Here is a 16,069-nt window from a genome sequence, read left to right as displayed (position 1 = left end):
GGAATAAAGCTATCCCTTATTTTTAATGGTGGCAATAAACAACCCCAGCCATCCCAAAATAAAACATAGTCCACCGACAGGTGTTATCGGCCCTAAAATAGCCGGTGAACCGAATTCGGTAATCGAATAGGTACTCAGCAAATATAACGAGCCGGAAAACAACAAGATTCCCAAAGTAAACGTAATAAAGGAAAATTTGATGTAACTATTTTTAGCCCGCGAGAAGGTTGCTAAAAATAACAAGGCTACAGTATGGTAAAATTGGTAATCAACTGCAGTCTCCCAAGTCTCCAAATGGTCTTTACTGATTTTACCTTCCAAACCGTGAGCCCCAAAAGCTCCCAATACGACAGCGGCCAAGCCAAAAAAGGAAGCGGTGAGTATAATCCGTTTGTTCATTCGTCAATAATTTGAGTACTTTTCACAGGTTCCATCGGTATTCCAATGATTTATTGAAGGCAACTTATTCCTAATTATTTTGCCAAACATAACGATAATTAGGTGTATATGCAAGATGCTGTTGTCAAGCGAAAACCCGCTGTCCTTCGTTGTTTTTTTACATTGTTATTCGTAAAATACATGGTATTTAACTAAGTTTGTAGGGATGAGGAATCTGATAATCATCACGTCGGCTGTGTTCATCGCGATCATCGTTACCTCGTACTTTTATTTCTCGAATCTGGGAAAAGACGAGCAATCTACGCAGGAAGGCACAGAAATCAACGATGTCAATACGGCGGTAACGGATGGAACTTCGGGGTATCCAGCACCCTTATGGACTTTCGATTTGAATGCGGAGCCCGTAACTAAACCCATGGTCTTTTTTTTAGACGATAGTCGCCGATTTATTTTGGTGCAGGATGCCTATCACATACTCTATGCGGTTTCAGCAACTGGCGAAAAGCTATGGAATGCACAGCTTCCAGGTAAAATTGTGGGCAACATAAGCCAACTTTCCGATAGCAGCATCTTGTTTACCACCGCCGAACGGCTGTACCGTATTGATAGAGAGGGCGACCCATTTCCGGGCTTTTCTTTGCGGCTCCCGCGAAAAGCTGATGGAGACGGGGCTATGGCTTCGGATGAAACCAACGGCAACATCCGCATTGACGTACAGGCAGGCAATCACATTCTTTCTTTCGACGGTCGCGGAAGGCATCTGCACACCCGGAATTCCCGCGCGAGTGCGGCAAGCAATGCTGTCGATAAAAGCCAGGACGCACCAATCGATCCGAGCGTCAGCTTGCCAACGGGTTGTGGTCTGTTATCGTATTATGGCTTTCTGTCGGATGAAGAAGTCAACTATTTACTTTGCGGTAACGATCGGAAACTATATTGCTACCGCTACGACTGAATTCTTTTCACCAGGTGCCTTCTCAGCCTCATAAACGGGTATTCCACGAAAAAATTCAGCAACCACGCTCCCAATATGGAAACTGCCAGGCATATCAGCACGCGCAGGCTACCATCTTCGGCAAGTCCCCAATCGTCCAGCGGTCCCTGCATGAGATGATTCAAAAACTTGTGACATAAGTACATCCCGTAGGATAATGCAGCAACCAGTGTACTCACTTTCCACCGGATGCGGTGCAGAATACAGGAAGGAGAAAGTGCCGCAAAGACCATCATCCCGTAGGCAACCGAAAGCAAGGGATAGCCGAGAAGCGTGGGCCAAAACGCGAGTCGGTCGCCCCGCATTAAAAAATAAGCGCCCGCCAGTAGGATCAGTCCCACTACTAACAACAGATTTCCCTTTGTTGCCTGCCAAACGCGCCACCGCCGATGGTAATTCATGATGGCGGCAATTGCTACTCCTACCATCAGCCCATCCAGGCGATTATACGTTGGATAATAAACCCACTTGTTATAGGTGACGAAGCGGTTATCGGCGACACCTCCCTCATAAAAAGGCTTCATGAAATACATCCAATTGATACCGCGCAGCAACAAACCGAAGATAAATATCCCCAAGAAAATCCAAATTCCTCGTTTTGACGTACCTGTGCGCGCCACCAGCCATAGCGAGATGGGCAACAATAGGTAAAATTGCTCCTCAATGCACAACGACCAGGCATGCGAGAAGGTAGCCTCATTGCCAAAGTCCAGATCAAAATTCTGGGTGAATGTCAGAAACTGCCACAGCGGCGCAATGCCATCTCGCTCGCGAATAAAGGGAAATGTGAAATACAAGAAGATCACGACAAAATATGCGGGGAAAATCCGTAACGCCCGATTCAGGTAAAACTCCGAAAAACCGATGGAGTGCTTGGTCTTCAACTGTTGCATTAGCTGATTACCTATCAGATATCCGCTAAGCACAAAAAACAGATCAACCCCCGTCCAACCGAACAATCCAATTTCATTGACCCAAGCCGGGCGGTCATACGCGCGATAGTGGCATAAAAAAACGAGTATGATCGCCAATGCGCGCAGGTGGTCCAATCCCGCCAGATGCTTACGATCGACATCCGTTAATTGATTCCAATACGCTTTTAACATCCGCCCTGACGTCAGTCTGATTTCGTCGACAGCTTCAAATCCACTGTTTTCGATCCGGGTAATGGCCGTATTCCCATGCCAGGAGTATTCGTGTATTGCGCATGGAAGCGAAGCACAGTTTCTTCAGCGCTTGCTTCGGGTTTCCGAGCTACGACCACCCCTTTCGCCGGCAGTGATTTCTGTTTCGCCGATGCGTCGTCTGCCAGCGACAGAACCCATTGGACGATTTGTTTAGCTTCGCCTTCTTTCATGCCCGGGTGTGCAGCCATTGCAACCTCTCCCCACACACCGCTACCACCATTGAGCACCTTGTCTACCAGATAAGTGGACGCATCTTTCTGGCCATGGTATTTAGCGGCCACCTGCGTGAATGCGGGACCTACGCTTTTTTCTGATATTTTATGACAAGACTGACAGTCAGAAGCCATCATCAGGCTTCGTCCTAAAATCAGTTCGGAAACCTGCTGATGCCCCAACGATGCACCGGCTAAATCCGATCCCTTTACATAGTCCACCGATACCACTAAATTGGAAGGGTCGATCTCACGGCCGTGATCGTCTACTTTCACTTCATACTCAATACGCTCACCCGGCGTGTATTGACCCGAAGTATTAGACAAAATGATTTCGACCGTGGGTTCCTCGTTGCCGGCGTAAACGGATGCAGGATTCGATTCAGCGCTATTGCCTGACGGATCGCTCACCGTAACGACGATGGCATATTCCCCAGATTGGTCCAGCGTATACGTAAATGACGGATCTGCCGTTTTCTGTGTCACGTCACCTACTTTCCAGGTATAGGTCAGTTTATCGTTTTCGTAGTCGGTAGCTTCAACCGTAGCATGGATAGTAAACGGCGTAGCACCGTTCATTTTCTCCAACTTAACTTCGCCCACCTGCGGAGGCAAGTTGCCTGCAAGGTAGTCTATGCGGGCAATACCCGCGTCTTTATTTTTTGCGAACCAACCCTTGCCGTATTCCAGCACATATAACCTGCCGTCTTTACCCACCTCCATATCGATCGGATTAGCAAACGATGCTCCCTCAATAAAGGGTTCCATTTTGTCAAAATCACCGTTCGGCAACATAGTTACTGCTTTGATCCAGCCACGTATCCAGTCGTAGATAATCAGCTTACCATCGTAATAGTCGGGATAGCGGGTTTCTTTCGGAAATAAATCGGTGTAATACACCGGTCCGGCCATTGCGTTACGACCGCCCGTACCCACTTGAGGGAAATCAGGGGACGCTGCATAAGGATACCAGATAAAGGCAGGTTGCGCCGGCGGCAAAATGTGCAACCCGGTATTATTCGGTGAATTGTTTTCGGGCCTTTCCGGATCGTAAGGTTCTCCCACGCGACCGGTAGCATAATCGTATGCTCGATAGGCATAGTTATTACCCACGAAGAAAGGCCACCCAAAGAATCCCGCTTTCCGGGCTTGGTTTACCTCGTCGTAGCCACGCGGACCCCGTGTATCCAGGCTATCGTTATTTGCATCGGGTCCCACCTCTCCCCAATAGAGGTATCCGGTTTTCTGATCAACGGAAATCCGGTAGGGGTTGCGGTTGCCCATTACGTAAATTTCCGGTTTGGTTTTGTCAGTACCCTCGGGAAAAAGATTACCTTCCGGTATCTCATAGCCGCCGTCAGGCGTCACTTTTATACGCAGAATCTTGCCCCGTAGGTCATTGGTATTGCCGGATGAACGGCGGGCATCATACTGTTCAAAACCAGGGCGGCCGTCTCTCGGAGAAAATCCGTGATTTTTATACGTCGTGGGCTGATCAAAAGGAGTAGAATTATCGCCTGCGGATAAATACAATAATCCATTACCACCAAACGCGATGGAACCACCGGTATGGCAGCAAATCTGCCGCTGTGAATAAAACTGGAGTACCACCTTCTCAGAAGCCAGATCAAGTTTGCCATTATCGAACACAAACCGTGACAATCGATTCACCGAAGTATCCACAGGACTGTAAAAGGCATAAATAAACTTATTGTTTTCATAGTCCGGATCAAGTGCCAGCCCCATGAACCCCTCTTCGGCATTTACATTCGGTACACCGGATTGGTGGTAAACATCCAGAAATCCAACCTGCTCCACCGTGCGGCTGTCCTGTTTATACAGCATCAATTCTCCGCGCCGTTGGGCAATTAGGATATCAAAATTGGGCAATATGGCCATTTCTGTCGGTTCAAAAAGGTCGCCCTGATGTAACTGTGTTTTGGTAAAGCGTTGCCGCTCTGGTGGCAGCTGCGTCTTCGCCTTGCTATAGTTAAGTTTATGGTTTTTACCGATTGCATACTGGATCCCACCTACTATCAGTTTCAGGTGAAGGGGGTCCTTAAAGGATTCCGAAGAATGTCCCAGGGCGGTGTAAAACGAACGTCCCCCGTCGTATTCACGATACCAGACCATCGGGTGATTTTCGCCATTCTTTCCACCTTCGTAACTACTTTCGTCGATGGTAACTAATACCTTATTGTCTGGGTTCAGTTTTTTGAAATTATACCATTCGTCGTGGTAACTGAATGTTGCGGGCAGCCCCTTGGTAATTGCATGAAGCGTATCGAGCACATGGAAGGTTGCCTCTTGGGGATGGGGATGGTTTTGGAAATAACCGCCGACCAAGCGTCCGAACCAGCCCCAGTCATACTCCGTATCCGTTGCGGCATGGATGCCCACAAAACCTCCTCCTGCCTGAATATATCGCTCAAATGCTGCTTCCTGACGATAATCGAGCACATTGCCCGTAGTACTTAGGAATACCACCGCCGAATAGTTCTTGAGACTGTCTTCTGTAAACCATTCCGCATTCGTGGTGGTATCCACATCAAACCCGTTTTCTTCTCCAAGCCTGATCAACGCCTCCTTACCAGCAGGAATAGATTCATGGTAAAAACCGGCTGTCTTGCTGAACACCAGTATCCTGGGCTTACCACTGCGTTTGTTGCAAGAACTAATGCCAACGATGGCAATAACAACAATAAAAATAAAAGGCAATCTGCCAGCAACTGTTTTAAGAAACTCTTTCATGTTCGGGTTTTAACACATTAGCAATATCTGGGTTACAAAAATGATAATTTCTTTGACAATATGATGATTAAATTTATCTTTTACGTCCGATACGCAAAATTCCCAATTCTTTACAGATTCTAAAGGTTACTTCACTGCCCAGTGAAAAGTAGTGAACGGAGGATACGTTGGAAGAATACCGAGACTTAGCATTAGTTATTGCTTGGCCTGATCAAACTGCACGTGGTGATGAACGATGGATGGCCTTACTGAAACGAGCAGGTATTGTAAAAAACCTGAATTTCAAGGTCGGCCACGCGGCTATTGTATTGGTGAACCGTCGCACGGGATTGCTGGCCTATTATGATTTTGGCCGGTATGTTACGCCACGTGGATATGGACGGGCCCGATCAGCGGCATCTGACCCCAGATTAGTACTTTCCACCCGAGCACAGGTAACTGCCGAGGACGCTATTGAAAATCTAGCGGCGATTTTAACTGAGCTACACCAGAAAGAAAATGCGACCCATGGTGGCGGTAGGCTTTTCTTTTCCATTGCTAACGGACTTTCTTTTGGGAAAGCCGCCCAATCCGCACAAGCACTAGTTGACCAGGGGCCAATCCCCTACGGAGCCGTTGCCCGGGGCAATAATAGCTGCTCACGATTTGTCGCACAAGTATTACTGGCTGGGTGGGGGACGAAAAATCCTGCAAAACGACGGGTAAAATTTCCCGAAAGTCTCAAACCAAGCCCTATGAGCAATGTGGTGAATGCATCACCGGATACGATGGTGTACTGCTACGACCAAGGCACACAGGTATCCAAGCGGATGAGCCGCTGGCAATCGCTACGCTTCCAGTTGGATTTGCTGCTTCACAACCTATCGGCTACCAAGGCAAAAAAATTGCCCTGCGACCGCGAACCCGGCAATACGGCTGAGCCTACGAGACCCGCAACAGTACCTGCACGTGCGCAGTGGCTAGGCGGTATCGGCGAGGGGGCGTGGTACGCTCTTGAAGCGGGTGTGGAAATTGGCACACTCTTGGTAACCAAATATGCGGTAGACGGCCGAGTAGATTATCAGGTGAATTGTCAAACCGATTGCGGAATCGACCCTTCTCTACCGTATCAATTCACCTATCACTGCCATTATCAACGGCACGTAGTTATACAACACGAACAGCAATTTCTTTTGGAGACCTGTGAGCGCTCCGAAAGCTATATCCGGACAGCATAACAATCAACTAAAAAATACACAAAAACAACAAATGGAGTTAACTATTTTAAAATCAAAAATCCACACCGTTAAAGTAACCGAGGCAAATGTCGAATATAATGGATCGATTACGGTAGATGCCGATCTGTTGGACGCAGCCCAAATCAAAAAATACGAACAGGTATATGTTAACAATGCGATAAATGGCAGCCGTATCATGACGTATGTACTTCCCGGCAAACGCGGAAGCGGCGAGGTTTGTATGAATGGCGGGGCAGCGTTACATGCCAAACTCGGCGATACAGTGCATATCCTCAGTTTCTGCAAGGTAACGGAAGAAGAAGCCGATAGTTACCGGCCGATCGTAGTATTCACCAAAGAAGGAAACCAGATAGCTTCCGTGGATCGATACGATTATTAAGGTTAGTCCAATTTGTCTTCTCTCAGGTTCTCCCTTCAAAGAACCACTCGGGCAACATTTCGTTTGCCCCTTGCCTTACGCGAGGCACTTCTGCCGTGGGTATCCACCGATACGGCCAACGTAACCTTGTCCCTATATTCGACCAATTGCCTACTGCGGCCAGTAACTTATCCAACGCGGGGTTGCTGTATCCTTGCTCAGCAAACGGAACGATATAACAGGAAAAGAACGCCTGAATCCGCTGTTCAACCGCTAGTGCCTCTTCCAGATCAGTCTGCATCAATTGCCACCAGCGTTGCGCAGCCCAAGGGCTTAGGCATGCCACATTGGAATAGGCACCACGTGCCAAGCCTTTTGCTACACCCGTGGCCAAATGATGCCCCGGTACAAAGATCGCTGCGTTGTCTGCGACGGATTTCATCCGATCGTACCAGCTGTCGTCACCGTCCAATAACTTGATACTGATCAACGCGGGGAGTTTCTCTGCCAAAGCAAGGTATTGTTCGGGCTGGAGGACATTCTTTGCATGGGGTGGATTATATAGCACGATGGGGGTCGGACTTGCTTCGACCGCTATGCGCGTCAAGAAGTCAAGGGCCTCCTGCTCCGTAACCCTAACCCAATCGGGCAAGATAACCTGAAACGCGGCTGGATTCAGGTGTTTTGTGCGCCGGATACGTTCCATCATTATTATTGGGACCGGGTGTGATGCGCCAATCTGAAAATGCATGCCGGCGGCGTGGCATTTCATAGCCAATAATTGGCTTACCTGATCAAATTCATCCTCCGTCTGCGTATGGAATTCGCCCGCTGTTCCGTTGGAATATATGCCATCTACCCGAGCCGAGATCAGCAAATCAATCTCGTCGGAAAGCCTTGTAAAATCGATCGAGTCGTCCTCATTGATGGGCAACAACAACGTTCCCCAGTTTCCCCGGCAGCTGGCTGCCGTCAAATGCTTATTTGCCGTCATTCTTGCGATTCTTTTTTCACCTTTACGAGCAGCAGTGACCACGTTCCTACCAGCAACAGGCCAGCGGCAACAATATAGATGGCGGATAGCTTTATTTCTGCGTCTTTCAGTGCTCCACCTACGTAAACCATCAGTCCTCCGGCGATGGTGCTCAGAAAATTGAGAATCCCATACGCCGTAGCAGCATACCGGCTGTCGACAACCTGCCTTACCACAGGCATCAAGTTGGCGTCGCTAAAACCACGGGCAATACCGAAAAGTAGTAACACTAGAATCGCAATAACGAAAACACTGGTCCACGACATCCAAATCAACGCCGGAGCGCCTAACGTGAATCCCAATACGATCACCAATATACGTCCACGTGGATTCGCCTTTGACCATCTGTCGGCCCAGATACCTCCCAGCAAGACTCCTATGAATGATCCGATTTGCGGGTACAACGTTGCCGATATGCCTGCCTCTCCCAGCCCCAGTGCAAAGCGGTCTTTCAGGAAGGTGGGAAGCCAGGCATAAATCAACCAATTAGCAATGCCCAATACGACAAAATAACCCAGCAGCACCAAGTAGGAACGTTCATTCAAAAGCGACCGGATAGATTCAGCTAATTTTACCGAGCTTTCCGGCCGATTCTTATCAATCGCAACAGCTCCTTCATTTCTATCACGCAAGAAGAACAACAGCAAAAGGGCATAAACGCAACCAAAGATGCCAAACACATGGAATCCGTAGCGCCAGCCCCACAGCTCGGCAATATAGCCACCAACCCCTCCTAGGGCCAGTCCGGTGTATAGCCCACTAAAATGCAGTCCAGTGGCTAAGGATCTTGTTTTCCCACGGTGATAGTCAGTGATCAAAGCCAGCCCAGCCGGGATGTAGAAAGCTTCACTTACACCCATCACGATCCGCGCCGCAATCATCTCTTCAAATGATGACACATACCCTGTCCAAACCGTGGCCAGCGACCATACACCGACACTGAAAATAATCACGTTCCTGCGACTGTATTTATCGGCGAGGAAGCCACCAAACGGGCTGAATATCCCATATGACCACAGAAACACAGAGGTAAGCAGACCGAACTGTGCATCCGTCAACGAAAACTCGCCCACAATGGGATCTCGCATCGTCGTCAACAAAATCCGATCGAGATAATTCAGGAACGCAACAATCCATAATGCCCCGACCAACGCCCAAGGGTACCATGATTTGACATTTATTGGTTTTTTCATAATTATTGTTCGTTTAACGTACCCATCAATACACGATTGGTCCTTACCCCCGGGCGTACTTCACCCATGGGAAGGACCACCTGCCCGTTCCAGACCACCAATGAGGTGGTCACTGGTGCCCACGTACTGGCGTTGGGGTTGTTCTCCGGATCGGGTTGCTTATCGGTCACCACTTCACCCATAGTATCCCATAAATCTGAGTCCGCATCATAGGATAGGATATCCTTCCGGAAGCCCGGATGCTTGTCCTGAAGCGCACTGCTCTGATCCGCAAGACTCCCATCGTCACCACCGAATACCCACAGCTTATCCGCATCGGTTGTATAGCCCGGGCTGGGCGCGGCCGCTATCGCATGGGGCAAATCAGCAATACGCTGCCAACCACTTTCTGGTGAGTACCGATATGCATCGTTTAAATACGTACGGCGGGCTAATGAATCACCCGCCGGCACATGCAACGCCACTCCGCTCATTAGGTAAAATGCATTGCCAGCGGCACCTGCGACAGCTAGCATCCGGGATGAACCGGGCCAGCGCTCCAGTATTTCCCATTTTCTCTCTGCTGGGGAAACTTTCAAATCGAACGACCAAAAGATATGTGTAGCGGTCGTATCAGCCGGGTGAGTAAGTCCGCCAGCGACGTAAATAACACCATCCACTAAGGCTCCGCAGGCATTAGCATTTGGCGCCGGCAAATCAGGCAGCCTATCCGTGACCAACCTGCCTTCTTCATAGCGCAGCAAATAGGCGTCCTGATAGTGGGTTGATTGATCGGCTCCGCCCAAAAGAATCACCTGATCTTGCCACGTCAGCGATACACCATATCCCATCGGACGGGGCAGTCGGCCAACTTCCTTCCACTGTCCCCCTTTCTCGGCCAATGCAAATACTTTATCGTTCCATTGTTTTGTACCACCCGACCAAGGCCGGGTTCCTTCGGGAAAATTCGCCCCGCCAGCTACAAGAAGATGCCCGTTGCTCACACCCGCATACGCTCCTGCAAACCCAACGGCATCCGGCACTTGCGTAGCTTGTTCCCATTCAATACCTGCCGACCCAGAAGGTTGGCACCCCTGCCCCACTGCCAATGCCATCATAATTATCCAGCTATTTTTTTTATACAATAAATGGTTCATACGCGATCATTCACCGGCTTGATCTGCTTTAGAACATCAAAAAAGCCAATGGCTTCCAGCCGTGTTTGCAGTAGTTTTTTATCTTGTTCGGATAGCGACACCAACGGTAAGCGTGACGGGCCGAGGTCCATTCCGGTCATTTCCATGATCGCTTTTTGCGCAGGTATGGGTGAAAACTTAACCATCTCCCGGATCATATTAACCAACAGCAGTTGCAATTGCTGTGCTTCGTGCAGGTGTCCAGCCTTAAAAAGCTCCATCACACGCAAATATAACGGAGCAGCAAAATTATAGGTACTCCCCACGGCACCGTTGGCGCCTACCGCCAGCGCGGGCAGCAACAATTCGTCATAGCCAAACAATACGTCAAATTTACCCGCTTTAAAATTCAGACACGCTTGATATTCATGGATGGTTGCCGCCGTATACTTGATTCCGGCCAAATTCGGTATTTTTTCTTCCCCCAGGCGGAGAAATTCCACCATATCCATTCCGACACCCGTCAATGCCGGAATGTGGTAATAGTAAAACGGTGTGTCCGGAGCGGCAGCGGCAATCTGTGCCATACTGTCTACCAAATTTACCACATTAGCCGGCTTGAAGTAAAATGCTGCCACTGCCGATATCGCGTCTGCCCCAATTTTTTCTGCATGCGCGGCTAGTTTGCGGCATTCAGCGATGGACGTATGTCCCACGTGAACCAACACCAACAACCTACCCTTTGTCGATGCGACATACGCCTCCGCTACCGCCATCCGCTCTTCTACCGTCAGATTCGGCCCTTCGCCGTTTGTTCCACAGATAAACACACCTTTCAGACCGTCATCAACCAATTTATCAACCAAAGGTGGAATACCATCCAAGTTAAGCGAGCCATCTACATGAAATGTCGCAAAAGTAGCTGCTATAAGCCCATTTATTTTTACCATATTTTTATGAATTATTACCAGAATATTTTGATCAACTTTTAATAATATCTTTACCAATCATCGGTTCTAAACGATGAAGCAGGCAGTCCCACTGAGTTAAATAGGTCGCCAACTACCCAATCTTTAAATGCGTAACGAACGCTCACAGGTTTGGTTACCTGCCGACAGGTGACCCTGATTTCACCCTTCGAGACGATATGTGCTTCGGCCGGATAAAAAACCCGATCTTCACCCGCGATCTCAAAGCATCGCAACCCGCTTCCTGAATCAGTCAATCCATCGCCTACGTGATCAAAATAAAGGTAAACTCGCGCTCCATCCGTCTTTATGCGCTTTAATTCCGGGCTATCTACCTCGTGCCGGTTCATCCCATAGGTCCGTGCCAATGCGAGATTTGATAACCTGCTGGCAACCGTCGTCTTGTCTGGCGGATGAATGGTACTTTGAGAACCTACATCCATGGTCACCACCATGCCCGTATTGGGGATGCGATTAGCTGCATCCAACTGTGCTTCCCGGAGGTACGCAGATTGGTGCTTTCCATCGTATTTAAACGGTGCGATCTGCACATAGTAAAAGGGGAAATCGTCCTGTCCCCACCGTTGCCGCCAGCCCGACACCATGTCCGCAAACCAATCTGCATACCGATTAGCAGTGGCACGATTTCCCTCCCCTTGGTACCATATCGCACCTCTGATGCCATATCCTAAGATCGGATTAATCATGGCATTGAACAGTACGGTGGGTGTATTTTTAGTAATGTTGTGCGGCACTGGCTGGCCCGCCAGTTCCGGAAAGCTATTCAGCGTAGTGGAATCCATCCATGCCTGTACCTGGGTACCGCCGTAGGCAGACTGCACAATCCCAATAGGTATATCAAGTTCGTCCTGTAAATTAAGCGCAAACTGATAAGCGACTGCACTGAACGCTGAAACGGATGCCGAATCAGGCACAGTCCATTCCGCATCGCAATCGCCCAACGGGTGGACTGCCGAGTTTACCGGCACCCTAAAAAGGCGAATCGTGGGATGATACCCGGCTTCCGCCATAAGTTTACCCGCATGCAAAACCGTGTCTTTAGGCGAATTGCCCACCCGCATTCCCATATTGGACTGTCCGGAAGCGAGCCACACTTCGCCGATCAATACATCTTTCAATACCTTTTTGTCTCCGTCATTTAGGTGAATTTCATAAGGTCCTCCGGCTTGAGGTGTTTCTACGTGCAGCCGCCAGACACCTGAACCGTTAACCCGGGCTTGATATTTCTTTTGGTTCCATGAAGTAGTGACGGTCACTGTCTGGCCGTCCGCAGTCCCCCAAAGCGGTACATTCGCCCGCTGTTGGAGCACCATACCGTCGCCGATTACTGCGGGTAGCTCGATTTCCGCAGCGGCTGAACCTGAAAGCAAGCCTGACAGCAACAGGATGATCGATTTTACATAATAAACTGTTTTCATTGCTAATATTTTCAAAGTTTCATCGTACAACGTTCGAATCGCCCCGATATTCCGTTTGTATTACCCGAGATGGCTTGACCATATCCGCAACAGCAACAGCACTTGATGAAGGGACGAACGGCCTAAGGCTATCCAACACCGCCAAATAGTGCGTATCAACAGCCAAATTGTTCCATTCGTGACCATCCTTTGTGTGGTCGTATAGTTCCTCTGTACCGTCTGCGTACCGAATATACCGCCACCGTGCTGTCCTTATGGCGTGGTTGCCCTCCATATAGGTCATCAATGCCGGAGGGAAACTAGCTGTGGAATCTTCCAGGAGGGGTAGCACAGAATAGCCATCCAAACCGGACCTAGCAGGTAATCCGCACAAGTCGATAAGGGTTGGATAAACCGTTGTGAGATCAATGGGAGTGTGAATAGTGGTACCTGGCTTTATTTGCCCAGGAGCAACCACGATAAACGGGACGTGTGTAGTCTTTTCCCAAAGGGCGAACTTTTCCATATGCTGCTTCTCCCCGAGATGATAACCGTGGTCGCTCCACAATACAATGACGGTATTGTCTGCATAAGGGCTTTGCTCAAGCGCATCCAGCAGGCGTCCGATTTGTGCATCTGCAAAGGAGGCCGCTGCCTGATAAGACGTGACCATGTCCGCCCAAGCCTGTGGATCTTCGGCTATCGCCCGCTCCATGCCCTGCCAGAACCATTTAGAAGGTTCCAGAAGTTGAGCTGCGCCACTAGGAAGATCATCCCAATCGTTCGCTTTCACTACTGGCATAACCGCATTTTCAACTGGGTATTTTTCCCGATATTGCGGGGGCGAATAGCCTGGCATATGAGGTCTGAATATACCGATACTGAGAAAAAAGGGTTCCTCGTGCGCCCTGTCTAAAAAATCTCCAGCGTAGCTCACGGTACGGTAATCCACGGCATCCCCCACTGCTAGCGGCCACGCCCCCCAGTCGGTATTTTTGCTGCCGTACCATTCAAAGCCATTCAATTTCCTGGCAGGCAAGGGGGAATCCGGATAGGTGTCGGGCATGGGCTGGAATTCGTGGAACGATGCTGTATCATGAAATGCTCCGTCCCAATGGTGATGAAAAATTTTCCCTGCTCCTGCTGAAAAATATCCATGATTCATAAAATATTGTTGGATCGTTTCCGTCTGAGGAAGTGCTTTTCGCCAATCTGATTTATTACCATAGATCCCGGTTTTATGGGGCCTCGTGCCGGTCAATAACGACGCTCGGGAAGGATTGCACGCCGGTGAAGAGCAATACGCATGGGTAAAAAAGACACCCTTGGATGCCAACCGCTCCAGGTTAGGTGTTCTTATGGGATTATTCGCATCGAAAAGTGTAATCCAATCGTTCAAGTCATCCACAGCGATGAATAGTACATTGGGTCTTGTATCAGGATTCCGTTGGCACGATAAAAAAAACAACGGCCAAATTATAAACAACTTAAAATGCTTCATCGCACCAATTCCTTAATACTGATTTTCTGGAACACCATATCTGCCTGGCTGCTTTCGTATAGCACACCGATGTGTTCACTGTCCACACTGGTTATACACGAATATCCCCTGCCCTTCCATTCATCCAGTAAAAGCGAGTATTCCGTTGGCCAACTGTTGCCTTCATCAAGACTCATTTTCAGCGTGATGTGGTCGCGTGCCGTTTTCGAGTTGGGATTCAGGAATAACATGAGCCGCCGTTTACCTGCACGCTTCGCCGCATCTTCGTGGATATAAAGACTCGCCATGCAAGTCGGTTCCGGCAATGCCCCGAAAGATGTAGGGTGTTCTTGCCAGGTGGCGCCCATATCATCGGTGACGGCAATTGCACGCCCATTATCAGCCCCTTCGTTCCCCCGGTTGCTATTGGCCCGCATATTTAGCATCAAGGTGCCATCAGCGAGCTGCACCACAGCACACTCCGTGGTTCCACCGGGTACATCCAATGCGGGGTTACTGGTCTTCCAAGTCTTGCCCCCGTCGCTGCTATAGGTAATGTTGGAAAAGGGTTTGCCCGACGCATCGCGTCCCTGCGTAGGGAAAACAAGTGTGCCATCTTCCAGGGTAATTCCACGTCCCGGCGCCGGTGCCCACAGCCACCATTCCTCTTTTTTACACTGCTCGGTGAGGTTTACCGGTTCGCCCCAAGTTTGGCCGTCATCGGTGCTTTTCACGATCAGAAATTGAGAGGTTTGCTTAATGCCAAAACCAGGCTGGGATCCTTTGTTACGCCACTGATGGTTCCATACGGTACTGGTATCGGTCAAACCTTCTACCCATGTACCTGCGGCGTCAATTACACCATACATCCATAAACCGGCGATATAAATGGCATCGGAGTTCTTGTCAACCAATATACAGGCATCCGAGACACCATTGAATTTCTGCGGCAATCCGCCCCACTCGCCCATATCCATCGCGACCTGCAGTGGTTCCCACGTCTGTCCACCATCCGTACTGCGGTGCAAACCGATATCCATGTGTCCCTGCAGATCACGTGCACTTTCATAACGCGCATCGAAAATAGCAAGCAATGTTCCCTTATTGGTTGTGGCCAATCCCGGTATCCGGGAGGTATGCACACCGTCCTGCCCATGTTGCCTCAACGCAACGCCAATACGTTGTCTTATAGGATTCCCCTTCCGGCTTGGCGCAACTGTTACATTACTAAATGACGCACGCTTACATGCGGTGCCAATGCGGCCAAGGATCGCCGCATCGTCCCTGAGGGTATAACATACCCAAAGAAAATGGTCGCCCGATGTTAATGTTTTTTCTCCTTTTATAGTTGTTTTCGCCTGCACCTTTGTGGCTGTACCGAAGGGTGCTGTATTGGTAACAGACCGTCCGTTGAATACGGAATCACTTCCTAAGTAAAATACGTCAATCGCAGCAATATCCCGCATAGTGGTTGTGCCTTTCAACTCCACAACCAATGATTTTAAAGTCAATGGCTGCTCGTCCGCCGGCACGGTTACTTTCAGCCGCAATACAGGGTTGTGACTTTTCTGGGTCAAAACGGGCACCTCATATTGCTGCTGCTCAACAGTCACCTTAGCGGCCTGGTTGGCACGTAACGCCACGGCAGCCAATAGCAGGCACAGCATGAAAAAAAATCGTTTGGATAACTGAGCTTTTAACATGGCAATCATTAAATTAAGTC

Annotated in this window: 13 protein-coding genes; 3 read left to right on the top strand and 10 right to left on the bottom strand. The window is 49.2% G+C overall.

Annotation, left to right across the window (positions count from 1 at the left end; all coding sequences use genetic code 11):
* Positions 1–9: 9 nt before the first annotated feature.
* Entirely contained in the window at positions 10–399 is a 390-nt protein-coding gene (locus tag BMZ56_RS01875) for a DUF423 domain-containing protein (protein WP_090623384.1), read from the bottom strand.
* A 205-nt stretch (positions 400–604) separates the two neighbouring features.
* Between BMZ56_RS01875 and BMZ56_RS01870 the strand changes: the two genes are divergently transcribed.
* Entirely contained in the window at positions 605–1,354 is a 750-nt protein-coding gene (locus BMZ56_RS01870; RefSeq protein ID WP_090623381.1) for a hypothetical protein, read from the top strand.
* Here BMZ56_RS01870 and BMZ56_RS01865 read toward each other — a convergent pair.
* Together BMZ56_RS01865 and BMZ56_RS01860 are read right to left on the bottom strand one after the other, a co-directional pair.
* Positions 1,345–2,499, bottom strand: a complete 1,155-nt coding sequence (locus tag BMZ56_RS01865; protein ID WP_090623377.1) for an acyltransferase family protein — start codon at positions 2,497–2,499, stop codon at positions 1,345–1,347. The genes BMZ56_RS01870 and BMZ56_RS01865 overlap by 10 nt on opposite strands.
* 11 nt (positions 2,500–2,510) lie before the next feature.
* Positions 2,511–5,543 carry a ThuA domain-containing protein gene (locus tag BMZ56_RS01860; protein WP_090623374.1) on the bottom strand — a complete coding sequence of 1,011 codons (3,033 nt, stop codon included), beginning with the start codon at positions 5,541–5,543 and terminating at the stop codon, positions 2,511–2,513.
* Between the two features lie 167 nt (positions 5,544–5,710).
* On the opposite strand from BMZ56_RS01860, the gene BMZ56_RS01855 reads away from it, so the two are divergent.
* Both BMZ56_RS01855 and panD read left to right on the top strand, forming a co-directional pair.
* Positions 5,711–6,760, top strand: a complete 1,050-nt coding sequence (locus BMZ56_RS01855; RefSeq protein ID WP_143072815.1) for a DUF6695 family protein — start codon at positions 5,711–5,713, stop codon at positions 6,758–6,760.
* A gap of 31 nt (positions 6,761–6,791) precedes the next feature.
* Positions 6,792–7,160 carry an aspartate 1-decarboxylase gene (gene panD, locus BMZ56_RS01850; RefSeq protein ID WP_090623366.1) on the top strand — a complete coding sequence of 123 codons (369 nt, stop codon included), beginning with the start codon at positions 6,792–6,794 and terminating at the stop codon, positions 7,158–7,160.
* Between the two features lie 22 nt (positions 7,161–7,182).
* Here panD and BMZ56_RS01845 read toward each other — a convergent pair whose 3' ends face one another.
* From BMZ56_RS01845 to BMZ56_RS01815, 7 genes are read right to left on the bottom strand one after another with little or no spacing between them, the layout of a single operon-like run.
* Positions 7,183–8,133, bottom strand: coding sequence for a dihydrodipicolinate synthase family protein (locus tag BMZ56_RS01845; protein WP_090623363.1), 951 nt, complete (start codon positions 8,131–8,133; stop codon positions 7,183–7,185).
* Positions 8,130–9,365, bottom strand: a complete 1,236-nt coding sequence (locus BMZ56_RS01840; protein ID WP_090623360.1) for an MFS transporter — start codon at positions 9,363–9,365, stop codon at positions 8,130–8,132. Before BMZ56_RS01840 ends, BMZ56_RS01845 begins: the two co-directional genes overlap by 4 nt.
* A gap of 2 nt (positions 9,366–9,367) precedes the next feature.
* On the bottom strand, positions 9,368–10,462 hold the full coding sequence (locus BMZ56_RS01835; protein WP_218146431.1) for a galactose oxidase: 1,095 nt from the start codon (positions 10,460–10,462) through the stop codon (positions 9,368–9,370).
* A gap of 35 nt (positions 10,463–10,497) precedes the next feature.
* Entirely contained in the window at positions 10,498–11,430 is a 933-nt protein-coding gene (locus BMZ56_RS01830) for a dihydrodipicolinate synthase family protein (protein ID WP_090624423.1), read from the bottom strand.
* A gap of 50 nt (positions 11,431–11,480) precedes the next feature.
* Positions 11,481–12,887 (bottom strand): sialate O-acetylesterase, encoded by a 1,407-nt coding sequence (locus BMZ56_RS01825; protein WP_090623356.1) that lies wholly within the window; start codon positions 12,885–12,887, stop codon positions 11,481–11,483.
* 19 nt (positions 12,888–12,906) lie between these two features.
* The gene (locus tag BMZ56_RS01820; RefSeq protein ID WP_090623352.1) at positions 12,907–14,367 is read right to left on the bottom strand and encodes a sulfatase; all 1,461 of its coding nucleotides are present in this window, start codon (positions 14,365–14,367) and stop codon (positions 12,907–12,909) included.
* On the bottom strand, positions 14,364–16,058 hold the full coding sequence (locus BMZ56_RS01815; RefSeq protein WP_256213762.1) for a sialidase family protein: 1,695 nt from the start codon (positions 16,056–16,058) through the stop codon (positions 14,364–14,366). Before BMZ56_RS01815 ends, BMZ56_RS01820 begins: the two co-directional genes overlap by 4 nt.
* Positions 16,059–16,069: the final 11 nt, after the last annotated feature.

The sequence above is a fragment of the Parapedobacter indicus genome (genome assembly GCF_900113765.1).
GTDB lineage: Bacteria > Bacteroidota > Bacteroidia > Sphingobacteriales > Sphingobacteriaceae > Parapedobacter > Parapedobacter indicus.
This window is presented reverse-complemented; position numbering and strand designations above follow the sequence as displayed.